Below are 11,706 nucleotides of genomic sequence, written 5' to 3'. Positions count from 1 at the left end.
GCCCTCCGTGCACGGCGTCGCCCCGCCGAGCTGCGGCTCGGCGGGGCGACGGCCTCAGGAGTCCGGGCTCACCCGGAGTGGGCGGCGCTGACCAGGTCGGGCAGCAGCTTCGCCGCGTTGGGCGTGCCGAGGCCGGTGACCGGGTCCCACCCGGTGGTGGCCGGGTAGCCGGGCACCGTGGGGTCGGTGGTGTTGTTGCCGAGGGTCACGTCGTTGAAGTCGGCCGCGTACGTGGCCGGGTCGGCGGCCAGCTTGTACAGGGCCGGGTTGATCTGGCCGAGGCCTCCGCCGTTGATCTGGTCCGCGATCGACACCAGGCCGGCCCACTGGGGGCAGGACAGCGAGGTACCGCCGATGTCGTACCAGCCCGTGCTGCAGGGCGTGCTACCGCACTTGAGGCCGGAGGAGCCGTCCGGCGGCAGCGAGAGGTAGACCAGCGCGCCGGTGCCGGGAGCGGCCTGCAGGGCCACGTCCGGGACGGCGCGCCCGGTGCCGGTCGCGGTGGAGCCGGCGGGCAGCGCCGACTGGTAGGCGGGCTTGTCGAAGACCTGGCTGAACCCGCCGCCCGAACCGCTCCAACCCACCTCGGCCGAACCGGCGTCGGCCCTGCAGGTGGCCGGGTTGTCGGTGCTGTCCGCGGACCGGCCGCCGGTCGCCCCGGGATCGGTGCACAGGAAGGTGCCGCCGACGGCGGTCACCAGCGGGTCGGAGGCCGGCCACTCCACGGACGGGTACGGGAGGGTGGAGCCGCCCTTCTTCACCGGGGTCTTCACGGACCCGGCCGTGCCGTCGTCACCGCTGGAGCCGAGCACCGTGACGCCGTTCAGGGCCGCCGACTTGAAGGCGTGCCGCAGAGGCTCGATCGACTGGGGGCTGGCGAACGCGCCCTCGGCGGAGGCGAAGGACTGGGAGAGGACGTTCGCCAGGTGGTGGTCGACCACGTACTGTTCGGCGTTCATCAGGGCGGGCATGCCCTGGACGCCGAGCGTCTCGGCGGTGGGGGTGCTGACCAGCAGGATGTTGGCGCCGGGGGCCATCGCGTGCGCGGTCTCGACGTCGAGCGCGACCTCCAGCGCCCAGGCGGCCTTGCTCTCCTGGCCGGTGCCCTGGCTGGTGGACGGCGGGGCTGTGGTGCCCGGGTCGCCCTGGACGTGGAGTTCGCTGAAGGTCGGCATGCCCGGCCGGCAGGTCACGCCCTCCTCGCCGCACATCGCGTCGACACCGAAGGCCTGGTCGAAGACGTGCAGGTCGTGCGCCATGGTGTCGCTGCCGTACGAGTCGAAGATCGCGATCGTCTGACCCCGACCGTCGAAGCCGTCCGCGTACAGCGGGCCCAGGTTGTAGGCGGCCCGGATGCCCTGCGGGCTGAAGCACCGGCGGCCCGCCGACGCGCACTGCGCCGGCGTGGGGGGAGTGGTGCCGGCCGACACCTGGCTGTAGTCGGCCACCGCGGGGTGCACCACCGGGTAGCCGATGGCGGCGACGGCACTGGTGACCGTCGGCACGGCGAGCGCGCCGGAGGCCGCGAAGGCCAGGCTGCTCACCCCTGCCAGGAGTGTTCGGCGCATGCTTGGAGCCTTCAAGTGGTCCTCCACGAGGATGGGTTGGGGGACAAAGGCCGCTACCCGGGCCGGATCGTGCGACACCGGGTACGCGAGGGGGCTCCGGGACACGAGGTCACGGCCGGGCGAGTGTAGGCGCGGCACCGGCCCGGCCTCAATGGCTCGTCGGAAATTCAGAACGACCTCTGACCTGCCGCCAGGGCTGCGCCGACGCCCCGGACCCGCCCGGGCGAACACCCGCCCGGCCCCTTCGTCCACAGCCCGTCGAACTCACGAGCCCGCCCCGTTCCCGCCGGAGCGGGGCGGGCTCCGGTGGTAACGGAACGGTTGCGGAGACGGGCGTTCCGGGGCGGAGGGGTTGACGGGGTGGGGAGGGCGGGCGTTTGCTGACTCCCGCTCATGTGAACCTGTTGGGTTGTGGTCTGTTTTGTTGGTTTGAACGTTCAAATCGACGGCCTTCGAGCGCGCACTGCCCCTTTTGTTCCGTCTCTGCCCGGCGCCGTCCCATCAGGAGGAATGCAATGTCACACCTTTCCCGTCGCGGCCTGCTCCGTGCCTCCGGAGCCGGTCTGCTCGCGCTGGCCGCCGGTGGCAGCCTCGCGGCCTGTGGCGGCGCCGACCCGGGCGGGGGCTCGGGAGGGGACGCCGAGACCGGGACCGTCACCGTCTGGTCCTGGGCCACGGCCGCCGCCGCGCTGCGCGGAGTCGTCCCGGCGTTCGAGAAGGACAACCCGGGGATCAAGGTCGACGTCCAGGACATCGGCAACCCGGCCATCTGGGACAAGATCACCGTCGGCCTCGCGGCCGGCGGCCAGGGGCTCGGCGACGTGCTGCACATCGGCTGCGACTACCTGCCCGGCTACGTCGACAAGTTCCCCGGCGGCCTGGCCGACCTCTCGCAGTTCGGCGCGACCGCCCACCAGGACGCCTTCGCCAAGGGCCTGTGGCCGGTCGTCACCGGCAAGGACGGCCACGTCCACGCACTGCCCTGGGAGGTCAACCCACTCGGCTTCTTCTACCGCCAGGACTGCTTCGACAAGGCCGGCATCGACCCCACCGCCCTCGCCACCTGGGACGACCTGATCGCCGTCGCCGACCGCTTCAAGGCCGCCAACCCCGGCATCTCCCTCATCGGCCTCAACAAGGCCGCCAATCCCGCCCCCGACCTCGACTTCCTGCAGTCCCTGATGCAGCTCCAGGGCGCGTTCTACTTCGACCTCCAGGGGAGGATCACCCTCGGTTCCGGGCCGAGCGTCCGAGCCATGTCCATCGTCCAGCGCCTGGACGCGGCCGGGCTCGTCGCCGACGCCCCCGGCGACCAGGGCTGGGCCACCCTGATGAAGGCGGGCAAGCTCGCCGTCGCCCCGATGCCCGCCTGGGCCGCCCACTACCTGGAGGCCAAGTTCCCCGGCCAGAGCGGCAACTGGCGCCTCGCCAAGCCCCCGGCCGTCACCCCCGGAGGCAAGCACACCGCCCTGGTGAACTCCACCCACCTCGCCGTCTCGGCCTCAAGCCCGCGCCGCCGCGCCGCCTGGAAGTTCGTCGAGTACGCGCTCACCCGCCCGGCCTCGGTCAACGCCATGTTCGCCGCAGGCGGCGTCTTCCCCGCGCTCACCGCGGCCTACACGGACCCGATGTACGCCGAGCCCCGCCCGTACTTCGGCGGCCAGGCCGTCCTGAAGACCTTCGCGGACCTCGCCGTCGACGGCGGCGACCCGACCAACTACTCCGGCGACTACGCCCGCGCCCTCAAGCTCGCCGGCGACGCCCAGACCAAGGTCTTCCTCAAGTCCGGCGACCCCGCAGCCGCCCTCAAGGACGCCGCCGGGCGGCTCGCCCAGCAGACCGGGCGAACGATCGCATGACGACCACCACCCCGGCCGTCGCGCTCGCTGAGGAACCCGCCGGGAGGGCCGTACCGAGCCGCCGCGCCGCCCGCCGCCGCCGCGCCGCCCTGCCGTACCTGCTGCTCGCCCCGGCCCTGGTCACCTTCGGCGTGTTCAAGGCCTACCCGATCGTCGACTCCCTGCTGCTCTCCTTCACCACCGGCGCGGGCAACACCACCCGCGCCGCCGGACTCGCCAACTACCGACGCCTGCTGGACGATCCGCTGTTCTGGACGGCCCTGCGCAACACCGCCGAGATCCTCGTCGTCCAGGTCCCGCTGATGCTGGCGCTCGCCCTGCTGACGGCCGTCGGCATCAACTCCGGCCTGGTGCGCTGGCGGGCCGTCTGGCGGCTGGGCGTCTTCATGCCCGCCGTCACCGGCCTGGTCGCCACGGGCGTGATCTTCGCCTTCCTGCTCAGGACGGACGACGGCGCGGTGAACCGGCTGCTGGAGGCCGTCGGGCTGCCCGCCGTCGACTGGCTCGGCCAGCCGTTCTGGGCCCGGATGGCCGTCGTCCTGGTGCTCACCTGGCACTACACCGGCTACAACGCCGTCATCTACCTGGCCGGCCTCCAGGGCATCCCGAAGGAGCTGTACGAGGCCGCGATGGTCGACGGCGCCGGACCCGTCCGCCGCTTCACCGCGGTCACCGTGCCCGCGCTGCGCCCGGTGCTGCTGTTCACCGTCGTGCTGTCCACCATCGGCACTCTCCAACTCTTCGACGAGCCGTACGTGTTGACTGGCGGAGGCCCGGACAACGCGAGCCTGACCGTCTCCATGTACCTGTACCAGAACGGCTTCCGGTACTTCGACTTCGGCTACGCCTCGGCCATCGCCTACGCGCTCACGCTGCTGGTGTCGGTGCTCGGCGCGGTCCAGATGCGCCTGATGGGGGAGAAGGACCGATGAACTCCGAGAAGCTCCGCGGCTGGCCGCTGACCTTCCTCCTCGCGGGCCTCACGGGCCTGTCCGTCGCCCCCTTCTACTGGCTGCTGGTCTCCACCACCCGCAAGGACACCGAGATCTTCGACTGGCCGCCGCACCTGCTGCCCGGCGGGGGCCTGGGCGACAATCTGCACCGGCTCGACCAGCGGATCGGCCTGCTCCGGGTGGTCGGCAACTCCCTGCTGGTGGCCGGGGTCCAGACCGTAGGCGCGCTGGTCGTCGCCCTGCTGGCCGGCTACGCCTTCGCCAAGTTCCGCTTCCGCGGCCGCACCCTGCTGTTCGCGCTGCTGCTCTCCACCCTCGTGGTGCCCGAACAGGTCATGCTGGTGCCGCTGTTCAAGATGATGACGAACTTCGGCCTGCTCGACTCCTACCAGGCGATCATCCTGCCCGGGCTGTGCGTGCCCTTCGCCGTCTTCCTGATGCGCCAGTCGCTGACCAGCCTGCCGGACGAACTCCTGGACGCCGCACGGGTCGACGGCGCGGGCGAGTTCCGGGTGCTGTGGAGCGTCGTCGTCCCGGTCATGCGGCCGGTGCTCGCCGCTCTCTCGATCTTCCTCTTCCTGGGCTCCTGGAACCAGTTCGTCTGGCCGCTGATCGCCCTGCGCAGCCCCGACATGCACACCCTGCCGGTCGCCCTCGCGACCCTGTACGGCAACAAGGCCACCACCGACTACGGCGCGATCCTCTCGGGCACCGCCCTGTCCACCCTGCCGATGATGGTCCTCTTCCTGGTCCTCCAGCGGCAGTTCATCTCCGGCCTGCTGGCCGGCGCCACGAAAGGCTGAGCAGCATGACCGACATCTGGGAGCCGCACGCCCCCGCCACCGCCGGCGGCCTGCGCCCGCTGCGCCCCGAGGGCACCGACCTCGCCGCCCGTCTCAGGGCAAGCCTCACGGCGAGCGGATCGGCCACCGCCGAAGCGGTCGCGGAGGGAGTGGTCGAGGTGACGGCGCGCGACGCCGGGCCGGTACGGATCGAGTGGCGGGTGCCCTGCGTGGACGCCACGGCCTTCTGGACCCCGGAGCCGCGCGGCACCGGCTGGCTGCCCGCCGCCTGGAGCGCGCCGCGCCGCACCGGCCTCGCGGCCGGCGCCCCGATCGCCGCGCTGGTCGGCACCGGGGACGTCGCCCTGTGCGCCTTCGCCGCCGGGCGCCCCGACGTGCTGGCCGGGGCCGGAGTGGTCGAGGAGACCGGCGAGTTCCGGTTCTGGGCCCAGGCCGACGGCGAGCTCGCCGTGCGGATCGACACCTCGGGGCGGCACTTCGCCCGCTGCCTGGCCGACCTCGCCGCCTGGTGGGGCGACGGCCGCGCCGTGGACGTCCCCGACGCCGCCCGGCGGCCCGCCTACTCGACCTGGTACTCGATGCACCAGGACGTCACGCCCGAGCGCGTCGAGGCCCAGGCCGCTCTCGGCAAGGCGCTCGGCCTGGACGTGATCATCGTGGACGACGGCTGGATGACCGCCGACCGCACCCGCGGATACGCCCACTGCGGCGACTGGGAGCCGGTGTCGCTGCCCGACACCGCCGCCCACGTCGCCCGGGTGAACGGGCTCGGCGTGCGCTACCTGCTCTGGTACGCCCTGCCGTTCATCGGCAAGGACAGCGCCGCCTTCGGGAAGTTCGGCCGCCACGCCCTCGCCGACGCCGCCCACCTGGGTGCGGTCGTGGCCGACCCGCGCTACCCCGAGGTCCGCGACTTCCTCACCGACCGGCTCGCCCGGGCCGTCGAGGAGTGGGGCATGGACGGGCTCAAGGTCGACTTCGTCGACTGGTTCTCCCGCGGGCCGGCCCCGGCCGCCGGCCCCGAGGCGGACTGCGCGAGCGTGGACGAGGGCGTGGAGCGCCTGCTCGCCGCCATCCGCCGGCGGATCACCGCGGCCGACCCGGAGGCGATGGTCGAGTACCGCCAGCCGTACGTCAGCCCGGCCCTTTGGCCGTACGTCACCATGATCCGCGCCACCGACTGCCCGCTCAGTCCGCAGGAGAACCGGCAGCGGACCGTCGACCTGCGGCTCGCCGCCGGGCCCGTCCCGGTCCACTCCGACATGCTGATGTGGCACCGGGCCGAACCGCCGGAGCAGATCGCCTGTCACCTGATCAACGTGCTGTTCTCGGTGCCGCAGGTCTCCGTCGACCTCGCCGCGCAGAGCCCGGCCCAGCGCGAGGCGCTCGCCTTCTGGCTCGGCGTCTTCCGCGGCCACGTGGACACCCTGCAGCTGGGCGAGCTGCGGCCGTCCCGCCCGGACCTCGGGTACCCGATGGTCACGGCCCTGGGCGGGGACACCGTCGCGGTGGCCCGCTACGCCGCCCTGCCGGTGGACGCCTCCGGCGAGCGCTGGCGGACCCTGCTGGTGGCCAACGCCGACGCCGACCCGGACGTCCGGCTGACCGGCGGCAGCGGGACGGCCGTGGCGACCGTGCGGGACGCGAGGGGGCGTATCGTCCGCGAGGGCGAGGTCGAGCTCGGCCTCGCCGCCCCGATCCCCGTGCCGCGCGGCGGGCTGCTGACGCTGCACCGCGCCTGACCCGGTTGACCGCCCGACCCGGCTGACCGACCGACCGTATGCCTGGAGGACCGCATGCCGCCCGAGGGAGCACACCGGCCGCGCCGCGGCGCCACCACCATCGAGGAGGTCGCCCGAGCGGCCGGGGTCTCCCGGCAGACCGTCTCCAACGCGCTCAACGCCCCGCACCGGGTCCGCCCCGAGACCCTGGCGCGGGTGACCGCGACGATCCGCGAACTCGGCTACCAGCCCGACCAGTCGGCCCGCTCGCTGCGCAGCGGCGCCCGCCGCACCATCGGCTACCTGGCTCCGGCGGACGACCCCCACGACCCCAATCCGCTGATGGCCGGCTTCCTGGAGGCCCTGGTCGACGCGGCCGGGGAACAGGGCTGGCGGGTGCTGCTGTTCCGCCCGGCCCGGGGCACGGGGGACCCGACGGCGGCCATCGACGAGCTGGTGGCGGCCCGCCAGGTGGACGGGCTGGTGCTGGCGGACGTGCTCGCCCCGGACGCCCGGATCGACCACGTCACCCGGCTCGGCGTCCCGTTCGTCACCTTCGGGCGGACCGGGCCCGCGCAGCCGCAGCAGTGGGTGGACATCGCCAACGACGCGGCGACGGCCGCGGTGGTGCGTCACCTCGCGGTGCTCGGCCACCGGCGGATCGGGTACCTCGGCGCCTCCGAGGACCTGCCGTGGATGGCGGCGCGCCGGGCGGGCTTCCTGGCCGAGGTGCGCCGACTGGGACTGACCGCCGTCACCGCGGTCGGTCCGGAGGCGGCGGCCGCCCGGGAGCTGCTGCGTGGACCGGAGCCGCCGACGGCCGTCGCGGCGGGCAGCGACCTGCTGGCGCTGGACGTGTACGAGGCGGTGCGGGCGGAGGGACTGGCCGTCGGGCCGCGCGGGATCGCGGTCACCGGCTTCCACGACACGCCGCTCTGCCGCCATCTGCACCCGGCGCTGACCTCGCTGCGGCTGCCGCTGGGGGCGATCGCCGCCGCGCTGGTCGGGCGGCTGCTCGACCAGGTGCGCGGAGCCGTGCCGCCCCCGGCCGGGCTGGAACTGGCCGCCGAGCTGGTGGTGCGGGGAAGCACGGCCGGTCCGTAGTGAACGGCCGGCCCCCGGGCGACGGCCGGTCCCCGGTCGGCAGCCTGTTCCTGCCGACAGCCGGTGCGGTGATCAGCTCGCCGACCTGGCGGGCGGCCGCCGCCCGCTGCTCCTCGGCCAGCCCGCGGGCTCTTCGAGGAGGTCGGCGATCCGGAGCGAGTTGGTGACCACGGTCAGGCCCTCGACGCCGCGCAGCTGCCGGGCGACCGCGTACGCGGCCGTGCCCCCCGCCAGTCAGGCCCGGTGGGCCGCCGGGCGCTCCGGGGACGCCTCCGCGAGCGCCCGCTCCACGGCCTCGACCCCGGCGCGCAGCCCGTACACCGGGGTGGCCGGCTGCTGGCGCCAGGAATCGTCGATGCCGCCCGCGTCCACGGTGTCGAAGCCCAGCTCGTCGACCAGCGCCCGTACGACCCGCTTCGCGGCCTCGTCGTCACTCGCGACCGGCACGGCCAGCCGCTCCGGGTCACCCGCCGGGCGGGGCCGCTCCAGCAGGTCCTGCGCGTAGGTGCCGTTGAACACCTTCACCACCCGGTGGCCGAGGTGCTGCTCCGTCCAGCGGCTCTCCGTCAGCCCGCCGTCCTCGATCGCGTCGATCCGGCCGTCGCGCTCCTTGGGGTAGTAGTTGCCGGTGTCGATCACCGCCACGCCCTCGGCGGCGCCGTCCAGCAGCCCCGCGGGCAGGTCCGGCACGTTCTTCAGCGGCACCGTCACGACCACGACCTGCGCGCCCTTCGCCGCCTCGGCGGCCGTCACGGCCTTCGCGCCCGTCTCCTCGACCAGCGCCTTCAGCGACTCCGGACCGCGCGAGTTGGCCACCGAGACCTCGTGCCCGAGCGCGGTCAGACGCCGCGTCAGGTTGCCGCCGATGTTGCCCGCGCCGATGATTCCGATCTTCATGGGAAAGCCCTCGCTCTTCGGGTGTGCGACACGCTCGTCGTCCTGCCCCAACCCGGCGGTGAACGGATCTGTTCCCGATCCGTTCCCGAGGCTGGTCCTGGCGCACCCCGGGTCCCGCCGGGCCCGGTGCCGCCCCGGCGCCCGCCGTGCGGGTGGGCCCGTGAACTCCACCGGCTCCGCCTCCGGCCACGAGCCGATCCGCGCCCAGGTCCCGCCGGGCCGCCCTGCGGCCCGCGGACCGCACCGGGGACCGGCTAGCAGAATGGGCCCGCCTGGCGACCCCGACGGCCGTGGAGCGGCTGCACGGGCTCGCCCTCGCCGGGGGGCTCGTACCCTCGAACGCCTTCCGGGACGAACAGAGCCCCCCGTACCGCGCCTTCGCCGAATGGCTGCGCGGCCCTGACCTCCAACTCGCCGTAGAGACGGCCGTGTTCCGGACCGACGACCCCACCCAACTCGAACAACTCTTCACCGTCCATGACATCCTGGCGCCATGACGCACGACATGGTGCCCCCGCTGCTCGCGGTCGCAGTACTCCTGCTTGTCATCAAACTGGCCCTACAACGGCGAAACGGCAAGCCCTTGCCGCTGGTCCCCCGCTCGGTTCCGGCGCGGGCGGCGGGCGTGGGCGTCGGCGCCCTGGTGGTGGCCTCGGGCATGGCGGCCGGTCAGCCCTGGGACGCGTCGCTCGTCCCGGCTGTCGCGGTCGGTGGCCTGGCGGGGGCCTTCACGGACCTCCGCCACCGCTGAGACCGGCGCCGCCGCCCTCACTCGAAGCGCGCCGGGTCGCCCGCCCCGCGCCGGACGATCTCCGCCTCCCCGCCGGAGAAGTCGATGACCGTGGTCGGTTCGGTGCCGCACTCGCCGGAGTCCACCACGGCGTCCAGCACGTGGTCCAGCCGTTCCTTGATCTCCCACCCCTGGGTCATCGGCTCGTCCTCGCCGGGCAGGATCAGGGTGCTGGAGACCAGCGGCTCACCGAGTTCGGCGAGCAGCGCCCGGGTGACGGCGTGGTCGGGGATCCTGACGCCCACCGTCTTCTTCTTCGGGTGCAGCAGCCGGCGCGGGACCTCCTTGGTGGCGGGCAGGATGAAGGTGTAGCTGCCCGGGGTCGCCGCCTTGACGGCCCGGAAGACGTAGTTGTCCAGCTGCACGAACTGCCCCAGCTGGGCGAAGTCCTCGCACATCAGGGTGAAGTGGTGGCGCTCGCCGAGGCGCCGGATCGAGCGGATCCGCTCCAGCCCCTCGTGGTTGTCCAGTCGGCAGCCGAGCGCGAAACAGGAATCGGTCGGGTACGCGATGAGCGCCCCGGACCGCACGTTGTCGGCCACGGTGCTGATGGTGCGCGGCTGGGGGGACTCTGGGTGCACGTCGAAGTACTTCGCCATTGGCCGACCTTACGGGATGCGGCCGCCGATCGGTGCAACCGTGACGTCCCGGCTTCTGGCGGTCCGCCGGCTCGCGGCGTACGGTCGGCAGCCATGGGCTTCGACCAGGCGCGGGTGAACCGGATCTTCCGGCCGGAGACGTACGCGCAGGGCGTGCCGTACGGGTTGTTCCGCGAGCTGCGGGCGCAGGCGCCGGTGTGCTGGGTGGAGGAGCCGGCGGTGGGGGAGTGGCCGGCCGGGCCGGGCTACTGGGCGGTGCTGCGGCACGCGGACGTGAAGCAGGTGCTGCGCAGCCCGGAGGACTTCTCCTCGCACCTCGGCGGGACCCAGATCCGCGACCCCGACACCCCGGCCGATCTTGAGTTCGCCCGCGCGATGATGCTCAACCAGGACCCGCCCGACCACTCCCGACTGCGCCGGGCCGTCGCGGCCGCGTTCACCCCGCGCGCGCTGCACGAGCTGACCACGGCCATCGAGGAGCGCGCGGCCGAACTCCTCCGGGCGGTCCGGCACTTGGGCGAGGCCGACTTCGTGCCGATCGCCGCCGACCTGCCCGTGTGGACGCTGGCGCGAATTCTCGGCGTGCCGGAGCAGGACCGGCAGCTGCTGGTCGACTGGTCGAATCGTGTGATCGGCTACCAGGATCCCGACCACGCCCGGTCCAGTACCGCCGACCCGTCCCGGCTCACCGACATGGGCCGCAGCGCGCTCGTCCACCGGCCCACCGCCCTCACCACCCGCGGCGGCCACCCGCTCAACCCGCGCTCCCGCGTTCGCCTACGCCCACGCGCTCGCCGGACAGCCACCACCGGGCAGCATCGTCGCGCGGATGCGGGAAGCCGGGCTGAGGGCCGACGAGTTCGAGACGATGTTCTTCCTGTTCGGAGTCGCCGGTAACGAGACGCTGCGTAACGGTCTGCCCGGCGGTCTGTACTCCCTGCTCAGCCACCCCGACCAGTACGCTCAGTTGTCGCGACGGCCGGATCTGGTCGCCCCGGCGGTCGAGGAGATGCTCCGGTTCTGGCCGCCGGTGCTGGAGTTCCGGCGCACGGCCGTCCGGGACATGGTGCTCGCCGGGCAATCGATCCGCGCCGGCGACAAGGTGGTCGTCTACCACGCTTCCGCCAACCGCGACGAATCCGTCTTCCCCGATGCGGACCGCCTCGACATCGCCCGGACGCCGAACGATCACGTCAGCTTCGGCTTCGGCCCCCACTTCTGCGTGGGAGCGCGACTCGCCAGGGTTCAGATGGCGACCCTGATCCGTCGTGTCGTCGCCGAACTGCCCGGCCTGGAACTCGCTTCGGGAGCACCCCCGAAGCGACTCGTCTCCAACTTCCAGAACGGGTTGAAGGCCCTGCGTGTCCGCTGGCGATAGCGGACGCGCTGCTGGCGGAAGCCCGGCGGACCGG

12 protein-coding genes are annotated in these 11,706 nt (G+C 73.3%); 9 read left to right on the top strand and 3 right to left on the bottom strand.

The genetic code is table 11. The annotated features are described in order from the left end of the window. Nucleotides 1–68: 68 nt before the first annotated feature. Nucleotides 69–1,568 carry a hypothetical protein gene (locus ACFV1W_RS11470; protein ID WP_380415335.1) on the bottom strand — a complete coding sequence of 500 codons (1,500 nt, stop codon included), beginning with the start codon at nt 1,566–1,568 and terminating at the stop codon, nt 69–71. Between the two features lie 515 nt (nt 1,569–2,083). On the opposite strand from ACFV1W_RS11470, the gene ACFV1W_RS11465 reads away from it, so the two are divergent. The 5 genes from ACFV1W_RS11465 to ACFV1W_RS11445 are packed head-to-tail and all read left to right on the top strand — an operon-like array spanning nt 2,084 to nt 8,008. Beyond that, nucleotides 2,084–3,427: an extracellular solute-binding protein gene (locus tag ACFV1W_RS11465; protein WP_380415334.1), complete on the top strand. Its 1,344-nt coding sequence runs from the start codon at nt 2,084–2,086 to the stop codon at nt 3,425–3,427. Next, on the top strand, nt 3,424–4,359 hold the full coding sequence (locus ACFV1W_RS11460) for a carbohydrate ABC transporter permease (protein ID WP_380415332.1): 936 nt from the start codon (nt 3,424–3,426) through the stop codon (nt 4,357–4,359). The genes ACFV1W_RS11465 and ACFV1W_RS11460 overlap by 4 nt, the downstream gene beginning before the upstream one ends. Further along, nucleotides 4,356–5,183, top strand: a complete 828-nt coding sequence (locus ACFV1W_RS11455; RefSeq protein WP_380415331.1) for a carbohydrate ABC transporter permease — start codon at nt 4,356–4,358, stop codon at nt 5,181–5,183. Before ACFV1W_RS11460 ends, ACFV1W_RS11455 begins: the two co-directional genes overlap by 4 nt. 5 nt (nt 5,184–5,188) lie before the next feature. Continuing rightward, nucleotides 5,189–6,925 carry a glycoside hydrolase family 36 protein gene (locus ACFV1W_RS11450; protein WP_380415329.1) on the top strand — a complete coding sequence of 579 codons (1,737 nt, stop codon included), beginning with the start codon at nt 5,189–5,191 and terminating at the stop codon, nt 6,923–6,925. A gap of 54 nt (nt 6,926–6,979) precedes the next feature. Further along, the gene (locus ACFV1W_RS11445) at nt 6,980–8,008 is read left to right on the top strand and encodes a LacI family DNA-binding transcriptional regulator (RefSeq protein ID WP_380415327.1); all 1,029 of its coding nucleotides are present in this window, start codon (nt 6,980–6,982) and stop codon (nt 8,006–8,008) included. Nucleotides 8,009–8,242: 234 nt separating this feature from the next. Here the strand turns inward: ACFV1W_RS11445 and ACFV1W_RS11440 are convergent, their stop codons facing one another. Beyond that, a complete protein-coding gene (locus tag ACFV1W_RS11440; protein WP_380415325.1) occupies nt 8,243–8,905 on the bottom strand; it encodes an NADPH-dependent F420 reductase in 663 nt (220 codons plus the stop codon). 290 nt (nt 8,906–9,195) lie between these two features. On the opposite strand from ACFV1W_RS11440, the gene ACFV1W_RS11435 reads away from it, so the two are divergent. Beyond that, nucleotides 9,196–9,402 carry a hypothetical protein gene (locus tag ACFV1W_RS11435; protein ID WP_380415324.1) on the top strand — a complete coding sequence of 69 codons (207 nt, stop codon included), beginning with the start codon at nt 9,196–9,198 and terminating at the stop codon, nt 9,400–9,402. After that, nucleotides 9,399–9,656: a hypothetical protein gene (locus tag ACFV1W_RS11430; RefSeq protein ID WP_380415323.1), complete on the top strand. Its 258-nt coding sequence runs from the start codon at nt 9,399–9,401 to the stop codon at nt 9,654–9,656. The genes ACFV1W_RS11435 and ACFV1W_RS11430 overlap by 4 nt, the downstream gene beginning before the upstream one ends. A gap of 17 nt (nt 9,657–9,673) precedes the next feature. On the opposite strand, the gene ACFV1W_RS11425 is transcribed toward ACFV1W_RS11430, so the two are convergent. Beyond that, nucleotides 9,674–10,294, bottom strand: coding sequence for an L-threonylcarbamoyladenylate synthase (locus ACFV1W_RS11425; protein ID WP_380415321.1), 621 nt, complete (start codon nt 10,292–10,294; stop codon nt 9,674–9,676). A 93-nt stretch (nt 10,295–10,387) separates the two neighbouring features. Between ACFV1W_RS11425 and ACFV1W_RS11420 the strand changes: the two genes are divergently transcribed. After that, entirely contained in the window at nt 10,388–11,191 is an 804-nt protein-coding gene (locus tag ACFV1W_RS11420) for a hypothetical protein (RefSeq protein ID WP_380415319.1), read from the top strand. After that, a complete protein-coding gene (locus tag ACFV1W_RS11415) occupies nt 11,124–11,672 on the top strand; it encodes a cytochrome P450 (RefSeq protein ID WP_380415317.1) in 549 nt (182 codons plus the stop codon). The genes ACFV1W_RS11420 and ACFV1W_RS11415 overlap by 68 nt, the downstream gene beginning before the upstream one ends. The last annotated feature ends 34 nt before the right edge of the window (nt 11,673–11,706 follow it).

Source organism: Kitasatospora sp. NPDC059648 (genome assembly GCF_042734825.1).
In the GTDB taxonomy this organism is placed as follows: Bacteria; Actinomycetota; Actinomycetes; order Streptomycetales; family Streptomycetaceae; genus Kitasatospora.
Note: the sequence above shows the minus strand (reverse complement) of the source record. Positions and strands in the feature narration are given on the sequence as shown.

Coding starts and splice junctions, on each gene's coding strand:
- ACFV1W_RS11470 (WP_380415335.1), bottom strand. CDS start 1,568: ATGCGCCGAACACTCCTGGCAGGGGTGAGCAGCCTGGCCTTCGCGGCC.
- ACFV1W_RS11465 (WP_380415334.1), top strand. CDS start 2,084: ATGTCACACCTTTCCCGTCGCGGCCTGCTCCGTGCCTCCGGAGCCGGT.
- ACFV1W_RS11460 (WP_380415332.1), top strand. CDS start 3,424: ATGACGACCACCACCCCGGCCGTCGCGCTCGCTGAGGAACCCGCCGGG.
- ACFV1W_RS11455 (WP_380415331.1), top strand. CDS start 4,356: ATGAACTCCGAGAAGCTCCGCGGCTGGCCGCTGACCTTCCTCCTCGCG.
- ACFV1W_RS11450 (WP_380415329.1), top strand. CDS start 5,189: ATGACCGACATCTGGGAGCCGCACGCCCCCGCCACCGCCGGCGGCCTG.
- ACFV1W_RS11445 (WP_380415327.1), top strand. CDS start 6,980: ATGCCGCCCGAGGGAGCACACCGGCCGCGCCGCGGCGCCACCACCATC.
- ACFV1W_RS11440 (WP_380415325.1), bottom strand. CDS start 8,905: ATGAAGATCGGAATCATCGGCGCGGGCAACATCGGCGGCAACCTGACG.
- ACFV1W_RS11430 (WP_380415323.1), top strand. CDS start 9,399: ATGACGCACGACATGGTGCCCCCGCTGCTCGCGGTCGCAGTACTCCTG.
- ACFV1W_RS11425 (WP_380415321.1), bottom strand. CDS start 10,294: ATGGCGAAGTACTTCGACGTGCACCCAGAGTCCCCCCAGCCGCGCACC.
- ACFV1W_RS11420 (WP_380415319.1), top strand. CDS start 10,388: ATGGGCTTCGACCAGGCGCGGGTGAACCGGATCTTCCGGCCGGAGACG.
- ACFV1W_RS11415 (WP_380415317.1), top strand. CDS start 11,124: ATGCGGGAAGCCGGGCTGAGGGCCGACGAGTTCGAGACGATGTTCTTC.